The sequence below is a fragment of the Shewanella sp. TC10 genome, from assembly GCF_009663145.1.
Lineage (GTDB): Bacteria > Pseudomonadota > Gammaproteobacteria > Enterobacterales > Shewanellaceae > Shewanella.
On sequence record NZ_VKHR01000044.1, the window covers coordinates 23950 to 47439 of the forward strand.

Annotated in this window: 15 protein-coding genes and 2 pseudogenes; 9 read left to right on the forward strand and 8 right to left on the reverse strand. The window is 41.6% G+C overall.

Annotated features, from left to right (window positions below):
* Positions 1–433: 433 nt before the first annotated feature.
* The 4 genes from FNZ24_RS14920 (at position 434) to FNZ24_RS14935 (ending at position 6814) form a co-directional block, all read left to right on the forward strand.
* Positions 434–4273: a S8 family serine peptidase gene (locus FNZ24_RS14920; RefSeq protein WP_153915531.1), complete on the forward strand. Its 3840-nt coding sequence runs from the start codon at positions 434–436 to the stop codon at positions 4271–4273.
* A gap of 291 nt (positions 4274–4564) precedes the next feature.
* Entirely contained in the window at positions 4565–5302 is a 738-nt protein-coding gene (locus tag FNZ24_RS14925; RefSeq protein WP_153915532.1) for a substrate-binding periplasmic protein, read from the forward strand.
* Between the two features lie 77 nt (positions 5303–5379).
* Positions 5380–5799, forward strand: coding sequence for a DUF6491 family protein (locus tag FNZ24_RS14930; protein WP_153915533.1), 420 nt, complete (start codon positions 5380–5382; stop codon positions 5797–5799).
* A gap of 313 nt (positions 5800–6112) precedes the next feature.
* Positions 6113–6814 (forward strand): substrate-binding periplasmic protein, encoded by a 702-nt coding sequence (locus FNZ24_RS14935; protein WP_194945073.1) that lies wholly within the window; start codon positions 6113–6115, stop codon positions 6812–6814.
* Positions 6815–6967: 153 nt separating this feature from the next.
* Here FNZ24_RS14935 and FNZ24_RS14940 read toward each other — a convergent pair whose 3' ends face one another.
* Positions 6968–8584: a ShlB/FhaC/HecB family hemolysin secretion/activation protein gene (locus tag FNZ24_RS14940; RefSeq protein ID WP_416384845.1), complete on the reverse strand. Its 1617-nt coding sequence runs from the start codon at positions 8582–8584 to the stop codon at positions 6968–6970.
* A gap of 701 nt (positions 8585–9285) precedes the next feature.
* Positions 9286–10509, reverse strand: coding sequence for a threonine/serine ThrE exporter family protein (locus FNZ24_RS14945; protein WP_153915536.1), 1224 nt, complete (start codon positions 10507–10509; stop codon positions 9286–9288).
* A 207-nt stretch (positions 10510–10716) separates the two neighbouring features.
* Here FNZ24_RS14945 and FNZ24_RS14950 point away from each other — a divergent pair, with 207 nt between their 5' ends.
* From FNZ24_RS14950 to FNZ24_RS21735, 4 genes and pseudogenes are all read left to right on the forward strand, one after another.
* Entirely contained in the window at positions 10717–11112 is a 396-nt protein-coding gene (locus FNZ24_RS14950) for an MAPEG family protein (protein ID WP_153915537.1), read from the forward strand.
* A 215-nt stretch (positions 11113–11327) separates the two neighbouring features.
* The gene (locus FNZ24_RS14955) at positions 11328–13673 is read left to right on the forward strand and encodes a YgiQ family radical SAM protein (protein WP_153915538.1); all 2346 of its coding nucleotides are present in this window, start codon (positions 11328–11330) and stop codon (positions 13671–13673) included.
* Positions 13674–13837: 164 nt separating this feature from the next.
* Positions 13838–14386 (forward strand): hypothetical protein, encoded by a 549-nt coding sequence (locus FNZ24_RS14960; protein ID WP_416384846.1) that lies wholly within the window; start codon positions 13838–13840, stop codon positions 14384–14386.
* Between the two features lie 1721 nt (positions 14387–16107).
* A pseudogene (locus FNZ24_RS21735) lies at positions 16108–16182 on the forward strand (transposase); the annotation flags it as partial.
* Between the two features lie 135 nt (positions 16183–16317).
* On the opposite strand, the gene FNZ24_RS14970 reads toward FNZ24_RS21735, so the two are convergent.
* Genes FNZ24_RS14970 through FNZ24_RS14980 form a run of 3 tightly spaced genes read right to left on the reverse strand, consistent with a single transcriptional unit; the run spans position 16318 to position 19246 of the window.
* On the reverse strand, positions 16318–17139 hold the full coding sequence (locus FNZ24_RS14970; protein ID WP_153915540.1) for an SDR family NAD(P)-dependent oxidoreductase: 822 nt from the start codon (positions 17137–17139) through the stop codon (positions 16318–16320).
* On the reverse strand, positions 17132–18127 hold the full coding sequence (locus FNZ24_RS14975) for an NAD-dependent epimerase/dehydratase family protein (RefSeq protein ID WP_153915541.1): 996 nt from the start codon (positions 18125–18127) through the stop codon (positions 17132–17134). Before FNZ24_RS14975 ends, FNZ24_RS14970 begins: the two co-directional genes overlap by 8 nt.
* 12 nt (positions 18128–18139) lie before the next feature.
* Complete coding sequence (locus FNZ24_RS14980; protein ID WP_153915542.1) at positions 18140–19246, reverse strand: hypothetical protein; 1107 nt, start codon at positions 19244–19246, stop codon at positions 18140–18142.
* Between the two features lie 123 nt (positions 19247–19369).
* Between FNZ24_RS14980 and FNZ24_RS14985 the strand changes: the two genes are divergently transcribed.
* A complete protein-coding gene (locus FNZ24_RS14985; protein ID WP_153915543.1) occupies positions 19370–20389 on the forward strand; it encodes a helix-turn-helix transcriptional regulator in 1020 nt (339 codons plus the stop codon).
* A gap of 251 nt (positions 20390–20640) precedes the next feature.
* Here the strand turns inward: FNZ24_RS14985 and FNZ24_RS14990 are convergent, their stop codons facing one another.
* From FNZ24_RS14990 to FNZ24_RS21500, 3 genes and pseudogenes are all read right to left on the reverse strand, one after another.
* On the reverse strand, positions 20641–21231 hold the full coding sequence (locus FNZ24_RS14990; RefSeq protein ID WP_153915544.1) for an ankyrin repeat domain-containing protein: 591 nt from the start codon (positions 21229–21231) through the stop codon (positions 20641–20643).
* A gap of 147 nt (positions 21232–21378) precedes the next feature.
* The gene (locus tag FNZ24_RS14995) at positions 21379–22890 is read right to left on the reverse strand and encodes a catalase (RefSeq protein ID WP_153915545.1); all 1512 of its coding nucleotides are present in this window, start codon (positions 22888–22890) and stop codon (positions 21379–21381) included.
* Between the two features lie 358 nt (positions 22891–23248).
* Positions 23249–23490, reverse strand: a pseudogene (locus FNZ24_RS21500) (hypothetical protein); the annotation flags it as partial.

Sequence of the window (23490 nt, forward strand, 5' to 3'; positions counted from 1 at the left end):
ACACTCGTACATAAGGTTTTCATTCAATTGCAGCTAAACCACAAGTTAAACGCTGTTGATTTTGTTTCTTTTATGTTTCATAAAACTTTCAATTACTTAAAAAACAATAAGATACAGAATTCTTTTTATGAGGTTTCTTTGAAGGGTTACCAGATAATTGTCATATTTTTGTGTTAGGAGCCATATTGATTTTTATTAGTGATAGCTTGATACATATGGATACAGGTTGAATTTGTAACTGTATGAAAAAAAAGGAATTGAAAGAAAATTGAAGCTTAAATGAAATCGAATAGTCGTCGTATATTTGCCTCGCAATAAATCAATCGAGTATCAAGGTTATAGCAAACAACAACATTCCAATTTGCAGGCTAACACTCAAGATTATCCGCGGTCGGTTTGTGAGATAAATAATAATGATAACGAGGAAGACATTGTGACGTCGATTTATAAAAAGAGCTTAATAGCCGCTGCATTATCTTTAGCTTTCGCCCCTAGTATCAATGCCAATGTTATTGATACTCGAGGGTTAGATACGGATGGAAATGTACCTAATCTGCGCTTAGCCACAACGAGTAAGCGTAATATTGAAAATCTTTATATTGTGCTTTTAGATGACCAGCCTTTGGCAACATATCGTGGTGATGTTGATAACTTAGCGGCGACGAGCTTGCTAAGTAATCCAAGTAATAGCCGCAAAGGTAATGGCGTATTAAATGTTAACAGTGCCGCCAGCCAGAACTATATCCAATATTTGAAAAGCCAAAGACAACAAACGCTTGCTCAAGCCAAGTCACGACTCAATCGTCAGCTCGAAATAAAAAGTGAATACCAAATTGCCTTAAATGGGTTTAGTACTGAACTCTCAGATAAAGAAGCACAAACACTTGCTTCAGTCGCTGGGATTAAAAGCGTTAAAAAAGTCGAATTACGTCATATCAATACAGATAGTGGCCCATCACATATTGAAGCGCCAAGTGCATGGGATGGCACAGCAACTGGCGTTAGCAGCATGGGTGAAGGCATCACTGTAGCGATTTTTGATACTGGTATTAATGCTTTTCATCCTTCATTTGCCGATGTTGGTGCAGATGGTTATGACCACACTAATCCATTAGGTGAAGGGGTTTACACTGGTGATTGTGCCAAGTCAGAGTTAGCACATTATTGTAATGACAAGCTTATCGGTATTTGGGGGCATCCTGATCTTCTTGCTGATTACACCCCTGAAGGTGACGATTTAATTGCCATAGATCATAACGGCCATGGCTCTCATGTAGCATCAACCACGGCAGGAAACGTGGTTAAAGATGTCCCAGTGTTTAATGCTGTCGGCGAGGAAGCAGAATTTAGCCTAGGCGAAATCAGTGGTGTTGCTCCTCATGCAAATATTATTTCATATCAGGTGTGTGTGGCTGATGGTAGTTGTTGGACAGACATTACTGCTGATGCGGTAGAGCACGCAATTGAGCATGGTGTAAAAGCAATTAACTATTCAATCGGTGGCGGCGCAAGCGATCCATGGAATGATAGTGATGCAATGGCATTTCTTGCGGCACGTGAAGCAGGTATTCATGTAGCTGTGGCTGCGGGCAATGACGGCCCTGGCGCTGAAACTGTTGGCTCTCCGGGTAATGCTCCGTGGTTAACCACCGTAGCAGCTTATACTCATGATCGTAACTTCACAGACAAGGACGTCACCTTTACAGGCGGAGATTACGACTTAGAAGCATTAACAGGTAAAGGCGCGACAAGCGGAATATCAGGGGATATTGTGTTTGCTGGCGACTTTGGTAATGCGGGTTGTCTTGAGCCATTTGAGGCTGGCACATTCTCTGATCAAATTGTGGTATGTGAACGTGGCGAAATTGCTCGAGTGAGTAAGGGAACTAATGTGCTTGCTGGTGGCGCAAGTGGTCTGGTGCTAGTGAATGTCACCAGTACTGATGAAACTGTTGATGCAGATTTACATGTATTACCTGCGATTCATCTGGATATTGACCAAGGCCAATCTCTTATGGATTGGTTAGCTGTAGGCAGCGATCACACCGCCAGCATTGGCGCGTCAGTGATGGAAAAAGATCCTTCTAAAGCTGATATCGCTGCTTCGTTTACATCCCGGGGTCCTGAATCCATTATGAACCGTTGGCTGACGCCACATATTGCTGCGCCTGGTGTAGCAATTTATGCGGCTAATACAGAGTATCAACCATGGTTTGAACCTGCTGACAGGAACGAGGCTCCGTTTACATTCATGGATGGTACATCAATGGCGACGCCACATATTACTGGTGCTTATGCCTTGATTGCTGCATTACGACCAGAATGGACACCAGCGCAGGCTCAATCAGCGCTAATGCTCAGTGCTGAAACCGACACTTTACTCGAAGATGGAGTGACACCATCTGACTTCTTCGTTGCTGGTGCAGGTAGTGCACGTATTAATGCTGCGCTGAATGCTGGTTTATTGATGGACATGAGTCATGACGATTACCTGAATGCAAACCCTGGCTTAGACGGTGTCCCTGAAGACATGAACATAGCCTCAGCATTACGCAATGAATGTATGATGGAATGTAATTGGACTCGTACTTTTACCGCCACAAAGGCTTCAACATGGACGGTTTCAGGTTCATCTGACACTGTGGGTATGTCGGTTACCGCGACTCCAGCAAGCTTTACCTTAGCGGCAGGTGAAAGCATCAGTTTAGATGTTACAGCATCAATCGGTAATGGTTTTGCCTCTGAATATGGCATGGGACATTTAGTATTAACCCCAAGCGATAATGGTTTAACACCTTCAAAAATGCCGATTATCGGTAGCTTTGTTGCCGGTAGCTTCCCAAGCGATGTGCAATTATCAACAGCAAAAGATAATGGTAGTGCAGAAATATCAGGAATTACTACCGTTGGCTCAAGTGACTTGCAGGTCGGTGTATTCGAACTAGCTGAAGTGGAAGTGATTGAAACGACCATTCCACGTGATGACAGTGACAATTCAAATTGGCCAACTAATGTCTATAACGACCCTAGTAAATACTATTCTCAGTTAATTAATGTGACCCCAAATACTAAGCGTATTGTGGCCAGAGTGAAGCATACAACATCACCTGATTTAGATATGTATATAGGTCGTGACAGTGATTATAACGGTCGCCCAGATAATGCCAGAGAAATGGACCCGCTGACGTGTATGAGTGCCACTGAAACGGCCTATGAGATTTGTGAAATCAATGACCCAGATCCAGGTTCGTATTACTTCGCGGTGCACAACTATGGTGACTTTTCTGCGCCATCAGATGTCGAAGATGAAGTGGTTCTTGAGCTGGCTATTATTGGTAAAGATGATGGCAGCGTGACAGTAGATTACCAAGCTGAAGTGGACAGTAATGAAGATATTGGTTTAGTACTTAATTGGAATAAGCCACTAAAATCTGACACTTTATATACGACGGTATTGGAGTTAGGTACTGGCGTAGATGTGAAAGATAATATTGGCTTAATGCCTATTGAGCTTTATCGCAGCCCAAGTTTTGCTCAAAGCAGTCTTGATACAAATCAAGTAGACACCGGGGATATTATCACTTTATCAGTAGTGCTTGCTGATAACGATACCGATGAAGAGCGAACCATAACTGTTTCTGCGACGATTCCTCAAGGGCTGAGCATTGAAAGTGATAGCCATGAAGGGACTGTTGTTGGCGATAGTATTAGCTGGGAAATACTCCAAGCAGCTAATGCGGCTGGCGACACCATTATGGTTACCTTTGATACTAAAGACTTAATGATGTCACAAGCGCTGTCGTTTAATGTATCCCATCAAGTTGGCGATGTGAGCATTTCAGATATGCTTGAACCTGTGATGCTTGAAGGGGTACCTGTAGCCATGATTAATGGAGCAGCATCTGTGTCATTAACCGCAGATGAATCCACTAACGTGACATTAACTGCTGCCGGCAGTACAGCGCCAAACACTGACGATGAGCTGACTTACACTTGGGCTCAAGTTTCTGGTCCTGCAGTCACCTTTGCCGATGCAACAGCGATGGAAACAGAGGTATCACTACCTGCTGTTGATGCTGACGGTACAGCAGTGATTGAGCTAGTGGTGAGTAATGGTAATAAAACCGCAGTAGCGGCGGTGGCTAATATTGCCATTACGGCTGAGGTCATTGCACCGACACCAGAGCCTGAATCAGGTTCAGATTCAAGTGGTGGTGCCATGGGCGGTTGGTTAATATTACTCGGTTTATTAGGCCTAAGACGCAGACGTTAATAGTAACGTTATTCATAAACTTAGCTAAAGCCGCTTCGTTATCGAGGCGGTTTTTTTATGGGCGATCATAAACCCAAGTCCCCAGTACACTGTCCCACTTAAGTATTCATTTACGATCAATCCTCAATTATCTGACTATAATTAAACCTCATTAAGGATTATCCATAGTGATTATGTGGTGCGTTATAGCGAAGATTTGCAGAATTAAGCTTAGCTTTGAAGGCATGCTTAACTTGTAAATTTAGGCTCATCACATCGTCAATATTGGAATCGGCAGAAGGATTAATTGCCATGTCTAGATATTACGGATTAAATCTCACCACCTTATTCATACTTCTATTTGTAAGCAGTTTTTCGGTCGCTGAAGTCAAACCTTATTCCTTTGTTGGTGTAGCAGGACTTGCGGAGCAAGAAGTTGGCGCTAGTTTGTTTGCTACCCTATGTGCAAAATACCAATTAGATTGTGACATTGAAATGTTACCAGCGAGTCGTGCGGAGCATAATGTATGTGAAGCTAAAAGTGTTGGTGAGATTATGCGGAGCTGGGAATATGGGCTTGATAACCCAGACTTACTTCGTGTACCCACGCCCTATTATTACCTCCAAACAGCTTTAATAGTACGAAGCGATAACCTGTTAAATATATACTCTCTACGAGATATTAAGGATGTGAATGTCGGAGTTATCCGTGGAGTTAAGCATTCTGAGCATATCGAGACCAACTCCAACAAGTTATTAAAAGTGGGCTCTACCGAACAATTAATGAACTTATTGGTAAAAGGTCGAATTGATGTTGCGGTGACGAGTCGATTAGATGGTGCGAGCACCTTGCGTAAAATGAACATTGAAAATGTAATGATTTTACCTGTCGAATTAGAAACCCACCCACTCTATTTTTACCTCAACTCAGAGTACGCTCATCTTTTACCAATACTAGATAGAGCGATTAAAGAAAGTATCAATTCTGGATTAGTAGATAAATGGAGTGCTATTGCTGAGAGCTCGATGTTTTCAGAAAGTCGTGAATGATTTTATACACTAGTTGATTATGATGAATAAAGTGTGCCATAACATTGAGTAGGCTCATCATATTAAAGGGTGTTGTTATGTGGAATAAAATCATACTTGTTTTAATGCTATTAGGAGTATCTGCCTGTACAGCATCTGAATCAGCACAAAATAAAGCCGCGCTTTATCAGTTTGATGAATTGGTAGAAGTCAATTCAATAGATAATTTCCGTATGGATGCTTGGCGAACTATGGATAACCGCACCGTGTTTGTTGATAGTCGTCCTCGGGAAACATATTTGTTGGTGTTAAATGGCGTTGATAGCAATTTGAAGTTCGCTCAAGCCTTAGTGGTATCGTCAAGAATGGGTAAAGTGACAGTCGGCTTTGATAGCGTTATGACAGGTTCAGAGCCAAGATCTAGAACCCAGATTAAGAAAATTTATCGCATTGAAAGTAAAGAACAAGAGCAACAGATTAGAGCGAAAATTGAATCGTTTTCTGAAAAAACTAACTGATTAAGGTATTTCACTCACTCTGTCTGTGAAGATTATCAGATGAAGCCACATTGCATATGTGGCTTTTTTGTTATTATCAGCCATAATTTATGGTTAGATTTAATTAGTGGAAGTTGCTGCAAATTAATTTCCATAAACTACGCTATATAGATGCGTATCTAGTATTTATTCAGTTCGATATAAAATTATACTAATAAGAATGGAATTGGAGTTCACATTGTTAGCTAAAACATCAGTTACTCATAAGGTATTAAAATCCACATTTGCCATTTTGAGTTCAACATTGAATCTTGCCCAAGCTGCTAAATCTATAATGAGTAAAATCATATTAACGTTGCCAATGATATTCTTGAGCCAACAAATTGCGGCTGAGGAATATCATTTTGTGGGAGTTGAAGGTTCTTCAATTCAGAACATCGGTAAGTTGGTCTTTCAACAGTTGTGCGCTGAGCAACAATTAAATTGTGATGTTGAAATGTTACCCGCTCCCCGTGCCGAGCGCAGTATGCTTGCTTCAAAGGCTGTAGGTGAAGTAATGCGAGTGTGGAGTTATGGTGAAGAACATCCAAACTTTATTAGAGTTCCAACATCGTATTATAGTGTTAAAACAGCTGTTTATGTTCGCAAAGGAAGTGGCATTAACGTTCAAACTGCCGCAGATTTAAAAGGGCTGACGATAGGGGTGTTAGAAGGCGTTAAACATAGCCAAAATGTAAGTCATGAGGCAAAAAGCGTGATTAAAGCTTCAACGCCGCAGCAACTTGTTAATTTGCTAACCAGAGAACGTGTTGATGCAATAGTGAGTAGTTATGTCGATGGTAAGGCCACCATTGCAGCAATGAATGCCGATAAATTGGTGGAGCTGTCAACGATAACTGATACCCATCCTTTGTATATTTACATTCATCCTGACCATGCTCAATTAGCGCCAATCATTGATAATACAATCAACAAGCTAATGGCATCAGGTGAGATGAGCAGTATTATTTTAGAAGCTGAAAGTCATTCTTTTTAAATTACTCGATAAAGTATTCTATAAGTTATTCTATAAGTTACTCTGTGGGCGATCTGTTTTTAGGGACTTGCCCTGTGAACACCAGTTATCTTAGTTGCTCGCTTAGAGTTCTGCTTAGCTGTGTTTCAGTTATGGTATTGAAGCTATGATTGTTTAAAAGCGATTTTTGACTTGAAAGCGCCACTCCCAATCATCGACTTTCTCGCCACTTGTAAAAGGGACGGCAAGATCGATATGACCCACACTACCGTAACTGGATTTTGACGAATAAACCCGAGCACCAATCCCAACGCTGCCAATGGGGCTAGTTACTTCATTGTTCTCATCAGTGCCGCCAAAGGCATGCCCAATGTCCACAAAGGTTGCCCAGCCTAGTTCAGCTAGCTGATATAGATTGATATTAGGGTAATACCTGACTTCCCCAGTGACCAGCCATTGATTATCACCATATTGATAGTCATTAGGGTAACCGCGAACGCCAGTGTCATCGCCCAAAGCAAAGGGCTTATCTAAATAGTTATTCTTAGAGGTGGCTAATTTTGTTTTGACATAAGCAGCCCACTTAGGGTGAATTTTATAAAAGTATTCCGCTTGAGCACTGACGTTATAAAAATCCTTTTGGGTGGTATTAAAGCTGGCTTGGCCATTAAGGCTAAATAGCATTAAATTGCTGCCTTGCTGATAACCGCGACTGGTGCTTAAGTTAAGGTGATAACCTAAGTCACTGCCTTGAGCTACATCATTAGTTTCAAAACCAATACGGGCATAATGCCGCCAACCTAAGTTGAAATCCTCGTTATTATTGATGAGATGAATATTGGTAAAAACCTGAAAATCATCTTGTAAATATTCATAACCAACCCATGGATAAATAAAGTCGCGATCTTGCGGTAATGGACTATCAGGGAAGGTATCATTAGCGACAAAATGATGCTTATCATGAGTGACGCCCACTGTTAGCCTTGATAAATCAGCATCTGTTTTATTGAGTAGCCATCCATATGACAATGCTGCGTAATCGACATTGTGCTCAAATTCATTCACATCAACACCATTTTGTCTCAAGGTATCGATACGTTGATCTGTTAAATACTCCGCAAAATATTGATTTTTTGTGTCCAGTGAATAAAACGGCTTATTGAAATATAAGTGAGTGGCTTGTCCGTCACTGTTGTCGTAAATATTGGCAGAAACCGTAGCATGTTGAATGATTTTAAGTGGCGCGGTAATGCCAAACTTATAACCAGTTCTATCTGCATTCGATTGATATTTTAGGCGTGTTTTAATGCCGAGTCCCATCAAGTTATCTTCTTTAATACCCACAGAGTATTTAGTCTCGCCGCCACTAGAGCTGAGACTAAAGGTGGGCAGTAAAGACCAGTTATCCCAAGTTTCGACCACAACCGTTTGTTCGTTTGAGTCGGCATCTGGCGCTTTTTGAGAATGGTATATTTTTGCATCTCTAAGGTAGGGCTCAGCACGTAATAATCGTTGCGACTCGGCAAAGGTTTTTTGGGTGACAACATCACCTTCAGTAAAAGTGAGTTTGTCGAGAATAGTGGGTTCGGTGGTATTGATATGGAGCCAATTAGCCCAATGGTGGATGAAAAAAGCGTCGGGGTCGGTTTCATCGAAAATGGCATTACTGACCACAACAATATTATCAACGGTCATAGAACCTTGATCATTGGTCGTCGATGTCAATACTTCAGAAGATTCGACTTGTTGGACAGCCACCTTACTTGATGGCGTTTGTCCTTTGCTGGGCATGTCGGCCACGGCAGTCGAAGGAAATATTACTGTGACGACGAAAATGAATACCATAGCGCAAATGGTCATGTTCATCGTTCCTATTTTTATTAGGTATATTAGGGCCTGTTGATCTTTTAAGGTTGTTTTTGCAGCGAATTGTTGGCCATTTATACAAGGCAGAGACTTTGTGGTGTAGTTATTCTACATAAAAAGTCGATAACGCAGTAAAAATGGCCAACAAACGCTGCCCAAAGGGTTCGACTAAAAGCGTTTTACTCTTTGTTGGATGAATCTTTGTGAATAAAAGTTGCTTAGATGACTAGGCATCAATCCATCCGCCTCAATTAAAACGCTTTTATTTCGAACAAAACTTAACTAGAAAAGATCAACAGGCCCTAGTAATAGGCATTACTGTTCAAGCTGTTGCTCAACATCTGATTTAGACAGATAAAAGCATTGAATTCACTTTGACTATATTAGTCTGAGCTGTTTTTAAGTGATTGAGTAAAAGGTAATTTATCTTGTCATACTCAATGTCAGTTTGTTGAATTAAGTATGGCGGGTATTTGAAATTTCGACAGGATATTTTATTAAAAAGCTTAACAATTTTGCTTTTGGCATTAAAAAGGAGCCGTGGGCTCCTTTTTAATGTGTGCGGTACACTTGATACTCACTATACACTCGATACTCACTATGCAGTCGATACAGCGCAGGCGATGTTACAAGCTTCTTCTAGGTGGCACGATAACGTTGGCAAAAATCAGTCCGGCGATCAGAGACATGAAAATTAAGAAAACTTGGGTGCCAATATGGGCTTGATCCAGCATGGTTTCACCCGAAATCATCGTATTTAAGCCTATATAGGTTTTGCTTCCTGGTACTAAGATAACGATACCTTGAAGCAGGGCGATAGAAACTGGTGCTTTCATCCAGCGCGCATAAAGGTTTGAATAAATACCCACTGCTAACGCACCTACAAAAATACCAATAGATTCGCCTAAATAAAGGCCACCTAACATGGCTGAGAAGTAAGCAACGATACCTGCACAAATGCCCCATGGTGAATCTTTTATACGGGCTTTAAAGATGATAACTAATGCCATAGATAATAGCGGCACAGCAGCCCAAGAGGCATAGCGAGGTAAAGCATCTGGTTCAATATATACTGATTCACCAAACATCACTTTACCCAGTGTCATGCCAAGCACAGCGCCAAAGTACAGTTTAAATAGCAGCATTATCGCATCCATGATGCGCGCGGTTCCTGAGATTAAATCGCGTGCAGCAAGCTCAGCAAGGCCGAGTGTTAACGCTAAACCGGGCACAAAAATAATGATGCCAGATAAAATCACCACAGGAATATTGATGCTGGGGTCAATCACAGCAGCAATGCCGCAGGTTAAAATTGCACAAACAACCGCGGCTAACGGTTCGAGCATTTCTGCAACACGCTTAGATCTTTCAGCCCAAAAAACTAAACCATAAACTAATAAACCGAGCATGCCAGACCAAAAAACATCGTTCCAACTGGTATCCATTAGCATGGCAAATGCGCCGGCACTGATACCAAATGACATCAAGGTTAAACCGTGCCCATAAGGATTAGGTTTGTTAGCTATTTCTTCAAGACGCTCTAAAGATTCTGCTAGGGTGCGTTGGCCCGTGCTGAGCTCTTCCACCAAATCAAAGGTACGTGCCAATGAGCCTAAATCTAAATCGCCAGGTTTTACTCGCGCAACATGGTTATATTCTTGCTCGGTGTCATGTTGCAATACAAAGGTCATCGAAGTCGGAGAAATTAGAAAGTACCCCTCAATTCCCAGTGTAGATGACACGGTTTGTAAATGAGATTCGAGTCGATATGCAGGGGTACCAAACTTATGCAGGGCTTTGCCTAATTTTATGATAAATCTGCGTTTTTCAATGAAGCTGGAATCGTTCATTAGGCCTGTATCACTCTAGTCAATTTGGGTAGTGGTTCGTTGGCGCGAATAGTAACCGAAATGGGGGTGGCTGAATACCATCAAACCATCAAATTTTTGTTAAAAATGTGATAATTCCATTTTGGCTCAATCTGTATAGAATGAATATTTCATTGTAGTCACTAAATGGCTTTATGCTGTAAAAATAACAATAAGGAAATACCGAATATGTCATTGATGATTTCAGGCTTTTACGCCAGCTTAACGGCGTTATTGGCCATAGGTTTATCAATTCGAGTCATAAAGCAGCGTCGAATCAATAAAGTGGGTATCGGAACTGGCGGAAACTCTGATTTAGCCCTTGCAAAACGAGTCCATGAGAATTTACTTGAAAATGCACCCATGGCGCTGATTTTATTTATGTTGGCAGAGTTCAATGGCTTGTCGCCAGCAATATTGCATTGCTTTGGTACCATTTGGATTGTGGCGCGATTATTACATGCCATAGGCTTAACAGCGGGGAAAGGTGGAGTGCATACTGGCCGCGTATGGGGCGTGTTGTTAACTTGGGTGGTAACAGTAGGCTTAGCGATTGTAAATATTGGCTTTTTTATCGGTCTTTAACTTGAATTTAGCGCTAATTATTTAAAAGTCATTGTTTTTAATAAGGTTATAGCAACAAAGAAAAAGCTTAAAAACCTTATTTTTGCTGTTTTTTTAGTCACACTTAGTGTGGTGTAACTGCTATACTCCGCCTCCAGAAAAAAGTTGGGTGAGTTGAACTAAACTTAATGTAGTGCAACTCACCAGATTGATGATGTTTAATGTAGGCAAATCTCATGCAAGTTGAATCCACGTTATTTAATTACCCAAGATACTGGGCCGAATGCTATGGCACGGCGCCGTTTCTTCCTATGTCTCGAAAAGAGATGGATCAACTTGGTTGGGATAGTTGCGACATTATCATTGTCAGCGGTGATGCTTATGTTGATCATCCAAGCTTCGGTATGGCTGTTATTGGCCGTATGCTCGAAGCTCAAGGTTTTCGTGTTGGTATTATTTGTCAGCCTGACTGGTCGAATAAAAACGACTTTATGAAGCTAGGTCGCCCCAATTTATTTTTTGGTGTGACTGCAGGCAACATGGATTCGATGATTAACCGATACACTGCCGATCGCCGTATTCGTAGTGATGATGCTTACACCCCAAATGATGAAGGCGGTAAACGTCCAGATCGCGCAGTGACTGTTTACACCCAGCGCTGTAAAGAAGCCTTTAAAGAAGTGCCAGTGGTAATTGGTGGTATTGAGGCAAGCTTACGCCGTATCGCCCATTATGATTATTGGTCTGATAAAGTGCGCCGTAGTGTTATCTTTGATGCCAAAGCCGATATCTTGATTTACGGCAATGCAGAACGTCCGCTGGTGGAAGTAGCTCATCGTATTGCTAACGGCGAGAAGATGGCTGATTTACACGACATTCGTGGCACCGCGGTTATCCGTCATGAACCATTGCCTGGCTGGAAAGGCATGGACTCACGTAAACTCGACCAACTACATAAAATTGACCCTATTCCAAACCCTTATGGCGCTGATGATGTGGGTTGTGAAAAGCTTTCTGGCCCAACAGATAAGAAAATTTTTGACAATGATGCGCCTAAAGCCATCAGTGTCCAGCCAGCAAGGCCGAAACCATGGGAAAAAACCTATGTGTTGCTGCCAGCATATGAAAAAGTGGCTGACGATAAGTTTTTGTATGCCCATGCATCGCGTATTTTGCATCAAGAGCAAAACCCAGGTTGTGCTCGGGCATTATTCCAAGCCCAAGGTAACCGTTCTGTATGGGTGAACCCGCCAGCATGGCCATTAAATACCGATGAAATGGATGCGGTATTTGATTTGCCTTATCAACGGGTACCGCACCCAAGCTATGGCGATGCAAAAATCCCTGCTTATGACATGATTAAAACCTCGATTAACATTATGCGAGGTTGTTTTGGTGGCTGTTCATTCTGTTCTATCACAGAACATGAAGGACGAATTATTCAAAGCCGTTCACAAGAATCGATCATCAAAGAAATCAAAGATATTCAAGAAAAGGTACCTGGTTTTACCGGAGTCATTTCTGATTTAGGTGGCCCAACAGCCAACATGTATCGCTTAGGCTGTACCAGTGTTAAAGCGGAAACCACGTGTCGCCGATTATCTTGTGTTTATCCGAGCATTTGTGGCCATTTAGGCACAGATCATAAACATACCATTGATTTATACCGTGCTGCCCGTGATGTTCCGGGGATTAAAAAGGTCTTAATTGCATCGGGTGTGCGTTACGATTTAGCGACAGAAGATCCGCGCTATGTTAAAGAGTTAGCTAAACACCATGTGGGCGGCTATTTAAAAATTGCCCCAGAGCATACCGAAGATGGCCCATTAAGTAAGATGATGAAGCCGGGCATGGGGAGCTACCACAAGTTTAAAGAGCTATTTGATTTTTACTCTAAAGAAGCGGGTAAAAAGCAGTATTTGATCCCATATTTTATTTCAGCTCATCCAGGTACTACCGATGAAGATATGCTGAACTTGGCGCTTTGGCTGAAATCAGAAAAATTCAAACTAGACCAAGTGCAGAACTTTTATCCATCACCAATGGCGAACGCCACTACGATTTATCATACCGAGTTAAACTCGCTCAAGAATGTGAAACACAGTAGTGAAGAAGTCACCGTGCCGAAGAAAGGCCGTCAACGTCGCTTACATAAAGCGCTACTTCGCTATCATGATCCAGCGGGTTGGCCGCTTATCCGTGAAGCGCTGGCAGCTATGGGTAAAGAGCATTTAATTGGTCATGGTGTGCAGCATATTGTACCGCCAGAGTCGCGCAATGAACGTCAAAGTTATCGAAATGGTAAAGGTGGCGGTAAGAATGATGGCAGTAAAAAAGCTTTCACTCGCTTCTCGGGTAATCAGTTTGATGATCGCAAGGCATCAGGCAAGAAGCCAACCCCTGCGAATAAAGCCAAGGCTGCGGGTGAGAGTCAAGGCAAAGATAACACTGCGGGCAAATCTAAAACGGGTTGGTCGCAAAAGAAAAAGCCATTTAATGCCAAAGGTTCGCACGGCGGTGCTCAAGGAAGAACCCAAGGGCACAGTAATGCCAAAGGTAAACGCCCAGCTAAAGCTAAGTAGTATTAATGCCAATTAAAACCGCCTTTATGGCGGTTTTTTTTCAGGTTAAATTAAACAATTACTGTTAGTGTGGTTAATTAACATATCGTTAGTTCAACGTTAACTGATGGATACCAAAAGGAATAATAATGAAAAGAATATTGGTCGCTGGTGTAGTCAGCAGCATGGTGCCTGCGATGGCTATGGCTCATGCCCCTAAAGAAAACCCGCAACATCAATATTTTGATGCCATTGCAGCCCATTGCGGTAAAGCGTTCGCAGGTGAAGTGACCGCAGGTAATGAAGCTGATTCAGCATTTAGCAACAAAGCATTGGTTATGCATGTACGTGAATGCAGTGATACAGAACTTAAAATCCCATTTCATGTCGGTGATGACCATTCACGTACTTGGGTGATCACTAAAACAGACACTGGCCTGCGTTTAAAGCATGATCACCGCCACGAAGATGGAACAGAAGACAAAGTGACCATGTATGGTGGTGATACCGCAGATATGGGCACAGCAACACAGCAATCATTTCCTGTTGACCAAGAGTCGATTGATAACTTTAACGAAAATGGTTTAACAGCATCAGTAACTAACGTTTGGCACATGTATATTGAACCAAATGTATTCACTTATCGTTTAACACGTGAAAACCGTGATTTTAGAGTGGACTTTGACTTAACTAAGCCAGTGGCACTTCCGCCAACGCCTTGGGGTCATGAGTAATTGTTGTTTAAAGCATAAGCTTGCATAAATGACTTAATAGGCAGTTAAAATACGCGAAAATCGTGACTTAAGAGCCGATTTTCGATACCAGTCTAGTCACTAAAACCTCTTCTTACTTTGTGTCGGAAGAGGTTTTTTATTTGATGCCGACTTACTGGCATTTCTAATAAAAGCTCAAGAGTGAGTTGATTATTCAGAGGGTCGAGAGCTGGATAACGAGTCGCTTAACAATAATAAATGTGGTGGTTTTTTTTAACCCCTTAACAAGCTTATGCCCCAAAACTTGTTTGTTAGTTTAAAAACAAAGTTGTGGTGCTTAGTTTACACCTGATTTAGACCGTAAACTTCCTTTCTGTATTTCCAAACTCCGTTTGGATAAAGGTCGTGGGTTTTCCACCCACACCCGACCAAGAGGGTATCAACAGCAATACCCTCTTGGATCACCCTGCCGCCCCTAACGAAAAATGCTGAAAAGCGCATATTTTCAATGGGGATTGATCCAGCTTTAGGCTTCACCTTTAGCCGCCTTCGGTCATTATCGAAAAGCCCTAACGCTTCCGATAGGCCATCCGTGGCCTAACGAAAGCTAGCTTTGCATCCATGCCAAGCTCACGGTCTTTTCTTCAACGTCCTCAATTCAAATGGTGTCTTTTAGATTTGTATCTTTTTTATCTTTAAGTTGACGCGAATAAAGTTTAAATCGAAGAGACAATAATCCTAGTGTAGATGCGTTCAAGACCTTCGAGAACATGGATGTTTTCGCAGAGCCCACAGGGATGCTTATATTGAAATCAAGAGTAGGCGTGTCTTGGATGTATCTGCACATAAGGTCGCTATTTCACATCTGACCCATAGGGATATGGGAAATGTCATTATGATGTAGGGAACATCATTGACCATGTGATCGCGACATTTAGTTCATCCAGAACTTCCCTGCGGCAGGCAATGGATTAGATTGAAGTAGTGATATAAGACAGCTTTGCCAATAAAAACTACGAAAACATTACATTATGATGTGTGAATCAATTTAAATATAAAGTTTACTCTGACCCAACTAATTCTATTTATGGTTATACAGATATTTGGTATAGATCAAATAAACAAGGCTACCAAAATGCTCCAGGGTTAATTCAGATGAAACGTGATATCGTTGATGGCGTTAATCAAAGATATAACAAACATAATGATTGGCAGCGCTTAGCCCCTCCTTCCAATGTTAATCCGTGGACTTTATTTCCGAAAAACTTCTAATGGAAAGTATTAATGTGATTGATTTAATTAAAAGTTACCTAATTAATAGCTATAGGAAAAAATCCCTATCTTGGGGGCGGGGAACTATGCTGTTTGTGAAAGTAGACTTCATACTTATGCTATCAGCTATCTTATCGCCTCTGGCAGTTCTGACTGGAGTAATATTTGAAAATTTGAGTTTATTAATAATTTTCATAGCTTTGTTAGGAGTACTTACAAATACTTTGTTAGAACGTTTTTATTCAATATACGATGATATCGATAAAAGTGACTCACTTAATTATAACAAGTGTAGTTCATGGTTAATTTTTTCTACTGGAATTATTTGTATAATCATAAGTTGCCAAATTATTATTTATTTTTACCCGCAATGAGAATGCCAATACCAATAACATGGCCCCCCATTTTAGTAGGCTAATTATTAAACACTGAACTAGGCTTTATCTGCCCTTTAAAAACGGTATTTGAAGATGGCTAGACCAAGACAAACCCTCGTGAGTTTAGAAGATACACCTCACTACCACTGTTGTTCGCGTGTGGTACGGAATATGTGGGGTCAATGTAAACTTTATTTGAACACCATACATTTACTAATACCACGCCCATTTTTTAGCCCCTTGGCACTAACGCATTAAAGTCCTGAAATAGCTTAGGCAACTTGCTCACTTTGCTCAACATTGCTAGCTTCTTTTGAGTTCCCTAGCTAAAAGAATGTCGGTGACTTTTCGACATAAACCACTGCCTTTGCGGGCAAACTCTCGCATAAATATCGCGTTAAAACCTGGGGTTATCATAAAAGTACGATTGGACAAGCCTTTTAAAATTCCTCTACAGGCTTGCTCAACGGATAACACTCCTACCACCGAATTGACTCGGGCTGTAACGGCACTGCCATGTTTACGCTCATGTTCTAGTAGTGGTGTCGCAATTTCGCCTGGGCAAATTACCGATACATCTATACCCTCTAGCTTTAGCTCAAGGCGCAGTACTTCCGCTAAGCCAACCACTGCAAACTTTGAAGCTGAATATGCCGCATGGGTATAAGTAACAGTGATACCTGCCAGCGATGCTACCAGGGCTAAGTGATCGCCTTGTTGCATATGCGCAGTCACACTTGCTGCAAAGTTTCGACTGCCCATCAAGTTGATGTCCACTACTTGCTTAAAGGTGTCATATGGCAACGCTTTAAAGGGGGCGGTACGTAAAATACCTGCTGAGTTTAAAGCTAGAGCTGGGCGTCCAATATCTGCAACTGCTTTGTTTACAGCTTGTTCAACCTGATCTGGGTGACAAATATCTAACTGGTACACCTGAACTTGGTTACCTGTTGATAAATTTTTTAATTCAGCAAGTACGACTGCATTTTCTTGCAGGTCAAAAATAGCCAGGTTTGAGCCAGCTGCCATAAACGATTTAGCCAGCTCAGCACCGATGCCGCTCATGCCGCCGCTGATAAAGACTGTATTGGGCAGAGATTTATAAAATGGCTTAATATCAATCATATGAGTTCTGCTTCTGTTGTAGATGTTGTGCTAACTCGGCCATTGCTTGGTCAAATGACACCAGAGGTTGATAACCTAAAAGCGATTGAGCTTTCGCGGTTGAAAACTCGTTAGCGCCGCCAGTTAGACGATAAGCCTGTCGAGTAATAAGTGGTCGTTGTTTTTGTTTGGTGACATAGCCAATCAATTCCAGTATTGGAGCCAGCATCCTCGCTAACCAGTTTGGGATCTGTTTGGGTGTAGGTGCATTGGCTGCGTATGCCAATTGATTCCAGTATTGGGACCAGGTAACCCCAAATCCGTCTGAACCGAGGAAAATATCACCTTTGTTATGCTTTGAGCCTTCAACTAATAGCATTAAATGGACTAAGTTTTTAACATGCACCAATCCCGCATCCCAATGGCCAGTTCCCATCATGATAGGGTCACCATTGCGTATCATCGCTAAGGGGATTATTACCCAAGGAATACTGCCTACGCCAAATACATTACCTGGGCGAATAATGGTCGCTTTTAGTCCCTGTTTGCTTACTGCTTCCAAGGTGACGCACTCTTGTTGCTGTTTGCAAAACTCATAGTTTGAAGACGCATTGCCTGTTGGTGATGCTTCAGTTAACTTGCCTTTTCCTAACGCGTCAGCATAAGCACACACACTTGTGGTCACGATAAAATGTGCCTGTTGGGCTACGGCGAGTTCTATAGCTTGTTTAGTACCATTGACCGTAATATCAACATGCTCTTGACGTGATCCCCAATCACTCACAACGGCTGCGAGGTGAAACAAAACATCAAAGTCGCCGATGTCCTCGCTGATGCTGACTAAGGTTCGAATATCACCTTCAACTTGCTTGACTCGTCCTTGCCATTCAATCGGAGCTGCTTCACCAGCAAACATTAATGCAGTGACCTTATAGCCTTTTTCGAGTAGATCTCGGACTAAATGCCGACCAATGAAACCGCCGGCGCCTGTGACAAATGCTGTTTTCATAGCAAAGCCCCTCTACTTGTTTGTACTGTTAGTGAAAGGTCTTCCGTATTCTAATTCACCGACTGTAAACGTTGGTTTTAAACCGGGAAACCCCCAGTATTGGGTGAATTCAGACGAGGTAGCGACATTGGGAAAATCAGAGTTACGTTTTGACGGGCCTGCAATGGTTTTTTCCATAACCATCGACATATATTGCTCTAAGGCGCCTTCCAAAGTATTTCCGTTTAATATGACCTCCATGCCTGTCGACTTGGCAAACTCTCGTACTCCCTTAATGCCTGACTTCTCTGGTGCGTAGCAATCTGCGCAAATACCATTTTCACTGGTGACAAATAAACCATCTGCGGTATGGGCGACCAAAGAATGGTTACCTTCTGTATGCCCTGGTGTTTGCACTAATGCAACGCTGTCACCGAGCATGACACTTGAATCCAGTAAAATGATTTTGTCAGGGTCAATGCCGTCTATACCGTTTGGGCAATACCAAGTTTGTTGAGGTGGTAATAGTGCTTGAGTTGATATCCATTCCTGTCGCATTACTAACAGCTTGGCATTAGGGAAGTAGCCCTTAGCACCATGGGCACCTAACCATTTGCGTACATCTTGGGTATGCAGATGGTCATAAGAAATGAAGTCAATGTTTTCAGGTTTGAGGCCGACCTTTGCTAGTGCTTGCTCTACATCATTTAATTGCGGTGACAGGAAGTTCATCATCGGCTTTTCAAACATGCCCAGTGATTGACGCAAATTTTTGAAGAACGGCGTTTCACCGTTGCCTTCTATATCCGAAGGTGAAAACAATAAAGTTTTTAAACCTTGTTTGGTCTGGTACTGAATCACAAATAAGCGATTCAAAATGTGTAAATAAGGGCTTTTAGCTGTCTCTACATTCAGTAAGCCGTATTTGGTCGGGTAGGGAACACGAATGAGATCAACGCTTTTATAAAACTCAACTTGTTCATCTAGCGCTAACATGTATTGACGGAAATCATTCGCAGACTGGCGAACTGCTTCCAATCGCGCTTTAGGTGACAGATCGATGCGCGACTTGTCAAAGTACGACACTTTGCGAATACTATGTTGTTCTAATATTTGTTCTGAAGCAGCTGGATAAATCATTATAAAAGCCATGTGATCTAGGATTGATTTTTTCAACTCTACGCTCGAAATAAAATTATTAATTGATATTTTATACCAACTAATTGATTATTGACGACACTTACTACTTAACGATTTGACTCCATGTATTTAGTCCGAGCTGGTGCGATAGAAAATATTGACTCATTTATCAGGCTACACGGCCTGAATCCTATTGAGCTGTTAGCGGAGTTTAATTGGACTGTGTCATTGTTGCGGGAGCCTGAAACGCTACTTTCTTATATAAAAGTGGCAGATTTTTTGGATTATTGTGCAGCAAAGAGTCAAGACCCTTTGTTTGGCTTCAAGTTAACCCAGAATCAGAGCTTTTTGGTGTTAGGAGAGCTGGTTGCATTACTAAGTCAGCAAGCAACTTTTGCAGACACAATCGCTTTTTTTCAAAAATACAATCACCTGCATGCTCTAGGTATTCAATTGAGCAGTAAGATAAACAATGAAAAGCTAGAAGTTCATTACCATTTTGATTTCAGTAATCAATCTGGCTTACAACAATTGATCCTTCTTAGCGCTGGTCACGCTTATAAATATGCACAAATGTTAATACCTGAACACAATAATCAAATTGCCATTCACACCACCCAAAACATTTCACCTGAGTGCATCTATACCCTAGGCGACGACAGCGATGTGTTTAGGCCAAACAGCGATTTTAATGGTATTAGTTTTCCCCTAAGTTGGTTGTCAAAAGACGTTGCCAACAGCAACCCTGCAATCAAGCAATATACATTGCAGCGTGCCGCTGTGTTAAATGCCAGATATCCAAATGATCTCGCCGCACAGGTGCGCTTTGTCGCAAGTAACTTACTTAGCACTGGAGAATGTTCAATAGAGTCGGTCGCCTCTGCGTTAGATGTTCAGCCACGGGCATTGCAAAGACGCCTACAAAAACAGGGGATGCAATTTCGTCAGTTATTACAGAAAGTGAGGCAGTTAAAGGCAGAGCAGTATTTGAGAAACAGTCAAATGTCGATCACCGATATAGCGTTAAGCTTGGGTTATTCAGAAACCGCAGTATTTAGTCGTAACTTTAAACAATGGACTGGTCATACAGCATTAAAATGGCGTGAAGCGCAACTGCTCAATAACGTAAAAAGAATTGGTTAAACAAACGACTAACGCGTCAACTACTTTAAACTTGTACGAATGTCGTTTGCCGATATAACCATAATACTAGTAATCAGATAGCAAGATTTAGGGTTTTCAATGATGTCTGCTTATGATTGCAGCGACAAGTCATTGAGCTTGTAAACTAAGCCAGTTGTCATTTTATGAGAACCTTTTCTCAATATTATTGGGGAAAGGTTTTTATGTTTGCGACCTTTAAGCCAATAAGCACAACATCACTAAAGAAGCATTTAATTATTAGATAACAATGCGCTGGCTAACTTATCGCTTTGTCCCCAATATTCTGCGAAATCATTCAATGTCATGCCAGACTTATTGGTCAGCTTAGCGTCGCACTCATGGCGATATAACTGTTTGATGATTGTAAACTCTGCCTTGATTACAGCGCCCATTATGGCGGTATTACCACGTTTATCTTGTAGGCAAGCATTGGCTCCTAGGTCGAGTAATGCAGATGTTGCTGGAGCTTGGCCATTGTATGCAGAGACCATTAGGGCTGTGTAACTTTGGCTGTTACGGTGATCGATAGGAAAGCCTGCTTCAATAAATTGGGTCAACACCTCTACATCGCCCGTTCTAGCAGCGGCAAAGAAATAATCCACTAAAAGCTGCGTTTCTTTATCGATGTTATTAGCGTCTGATTGCTGAGCTGCAAGCTGGTTCATATCATTATTTGAGTTAGCCTCATATGAATTAACCTCTACAGGCTGAGCCGTTGAGTAAGACAATAGAAAATATGAAATAACAAAGCTCACTGACAAGCTGGTTTTTAACACGCTAGGAATGGACTTAAATGAAATCGATTTTAGTGAAATAGACATAATCAGTACCGATGAAAGTAAAATATGGATAGTTTGGGATGGCCTACAAGACGCACTCTAAACGGGCAGAAAAGAGCAACATTACGTCTTGCAGGACTTACTCTGTCATCTAACGCGGGCCCAATTGCGTTATTTCAGTCCAATGTGTTAAATATTGGCTCTTTTCTTCACTTCTTTTAGATTACCTTTAACTGCTTTGGTTAAACGTTCTCCAAAATCTTTATCTGCTTGGTAAAAATAACTTAGCATTTGGTGTTTAACGTCTGTATTTACCACTTTCCCTAAATCTCCGGATAGATTAGTAATCAAATCAGTTTTATCTTGCTCACTTAAGCTTCTATAAAGCACACCTGCTTGGGTAAAGTTATCCTGTTTTTCAATAACGGCTTGCTGCACTGTACCTGATAAAGGCGTGTTGACCGCTTTGTAGCGAGCATCGTCAGTCAAGGGCAGGTTTCTGCTTGGTTGATAGTTAATATCTGAGCTTGTATTAGCGTAATTAGCCGCGCCTTCTTGATTGTGATTAGCGACTTTGACCTTAGCTTGGTTAATTGGCAGCTGGGATAAGTTTGCGCCTAGGCGGTATAGTTGCGTGTCCGCATAAGAGAAAATACGTCCCTGAAGTAACTTATCCTCTGAAGGTTCAATACCAGGAATTAAGTTAGAAGGCGCCATGGCAACTTGTTCTGTTTCTTGGAAAAAGTTATCTGGCACGCGGTTTAGGGTCATTGTGCCTACTGTTGTTTCTGGCACATCTAACCACATCTTTGTTGCGTCAAGTGGGTTGTAATCAAACTTGTTTAGATCATTGGGACTGAGTACTTTTACTTTAAGATCCCACTTAGGGTAGTTGCCTTTGTTAATCTCACTATAAAGATCTTCCGTTAAGTGGTTGAAGCTTTTACCTTGAATTTCAGTCACTTCATTAGGTCTTAGCCCTTCAACACCTTGCTGGCTAACCCAGTGGAATTTAACGTAATTAACTTGGTTTTCGTCGTTAATAAATTTGTATGCATGTACACCCCAGCCATCCATTTTGCGATAACTTGAGGGCGTACCTAAGTTGGTGTAAACCCAAGTGAGCATGTTAGTGGCAGTCGCTTCATGACTGAAAAAGTCGAAGAAACGGTTCGGATCTTGAAGGTTAGTCACTGGTGATGGTTTTAATGAGTGCACCATATCAGGAAACTTAATGGCATCACGGATGAAAAATACAGGTAAATTATTACCTACAAGATCCCAATTACCTTGATCTGAATAGAAACGCGTCGCGAAACCGCGTGGATCCCTTAAGGTTTCTGGTGAGCCTTTTGAGTGAACGACTGTTGAAAAACGAACAAACACTGGCGTCGTTTTGCCTTTTTCTGCAAAAGGAGCTGCTTGGGTCAGGTTGCTTAAATCGGTACTTGCTACAAATTCACCATGGGCACCGGTTCCTCTAGCGTGAACAACACGTTCAGGAATACGTTCACGAGCGAAACGTTGTAGTTTCTGAATTAAGTGGACATCTTGTAGAAGTACGCTGCCATTACTTCCAGCTGTGATTGAATTTTGGTTGTCGCCTACTGGAGCGCCATTATCACGGGTTAATGTTTCAGCTTGAACACTAAAAACCATACTCATTGATAATATTAAACAGCTCTTTTTTGTTATATCCATTTCATTCTCTCAATTAACAAGTCACGCTCTTTCTGCCTGTGAATAAGTTAAACGTAAAAAGTAATTAGATATAGTTAAATTAATCGATTAATCAAATCTGAAAATACTGTTAAGCTGAAGTTAATGCATTGAAAGTACCTCAGCTTTTAAGCGCTGTAGTGCTTTCGGTAAATAAAATGAATCAACAGAAATGATAAAAGTGATGTGATTTCTTAAGCTTCAACCAATTAGTCTAGGCTGATTGAATACTGCATGTTGTAGGGAAACGTATCAATTCTGCTTGAAAGTGATAATGGATATATATTCACAAGATAGGAAGCTTAACCTGCTATTTACAGGTTAAGCTTAAGGGAAACCTTTACTTAGCATCAAAGCTAAAGGCTTGTCCTGCGATGGCTGCTTCATACATAAAACCGCCTTTAGCGGCAGTGAAAATGGCCATGCCATTCATGTAAGTTGCTTTTGCCGCTGTGCGGTTACCCGCGTTACCTGCTGCTGCCGAGTTACCAGTAGAGCCGACTTGTGCATTGGCACCAACGGTAATCGCTACTGCTGATGCTTGTGCGCTAAATTCAAAGGTGCCGCTAGTAAAGGTTTCCC

Coding starts and splice junctions, on each gene's coding strand:
- FNZ24_RS14925 (WP_153915532.1), top strand. CDS start 4,565: ATGTCTAGATATTACGGATTAAATCTCACCACCTTATTCATACTTCTA.
- FNZ24_RS14930 (WP_153915533.1), top strand. CDS start 5,380: ATGTGGAATAAAATCATACTTGTTTTAATGCTATTAGGAGTATCTGCC.
- FNZ24_RS14935 (WP_194945073.1), top strand. CDS start 6,113: ATGAGTAAAATCATATTAACGTTGCCAATGATATTCTTGAGCCAACAA.
- FNZ24_RS14940 (WP_416384845.1), bottom strand. CDS start 8,584: ATGCCCAGCAAAGGACAAACGCCATCAAGTAAGGTGGCTGTCCAACAA.
- FNZ24_RS14945 (WP_153915536.1), bottom strand. CDS start 10,509: ATGAACGATTCCAGCTTCATTGAAAAACGCAGATTTATCATAAAATTA.
- FNZ24_RS14950 (WP_153915537.1), top strand. CDS start 10,717: ATGTCATTGATGATTTCAGGCTTTTACGCCAGCTTAACGGCGTTATTG.
- FNZ24_RS14955 (WP_153915538.1), top strand. CDS start 11,328: ATGCAAGTTGAATCCACGTTATTTAATTACCCAAGATACTGGGCCGAA.
- FNZ24_RS14960 (WP_416384846.1), top strand. CDS start 13,838: ATGGTGCCTGCGATGGCTATGGCTCATGCCCCTAAAGAAAACCCGCAA.
- FNZ24_RS14970 (WP_153915540.1), bottom strand. CDS start 17,139: ATGATTGATATTAAGCCATTTTATAAATCTCTGCCCAATACAGTCTTT.
- FNZ24_RS14975 (WP_153915541.1), bottom strand. CDS start 18,127: ATGAAAACAGCATTTGTCACAGGCGCCGGCGGTTTCATTGGTCGGCAT.
- FNZ24_RS14980 (WP_153915542.1), bottom strand. CDS start 19,246: ATGATTTATCCAGCTGCTTCAGAACAAATATTAGAACAACATAGTATT.
- FNZ24_RS14985 (WP_153915543.1), top strand. CDS start 19,370: ATGTATTTAGTCCGAGCTGGTGCGATAGAAAATATTGACTCATTTATC.
- FNZ24_RS14990 (WP_153915544.1), bottom strand. CDS start 21,231: ATGTCTATTTCACTAAAATCGATTTCATTTAAGTCCATTCCTAGCGTG.
- FNZ24_RS14995 (WP_153915545.1), bottom strand. CDS start 22,890: ATGGATATAACAAAAAAGAGCTGTTTAATATTATCAATGAGTATGGTT.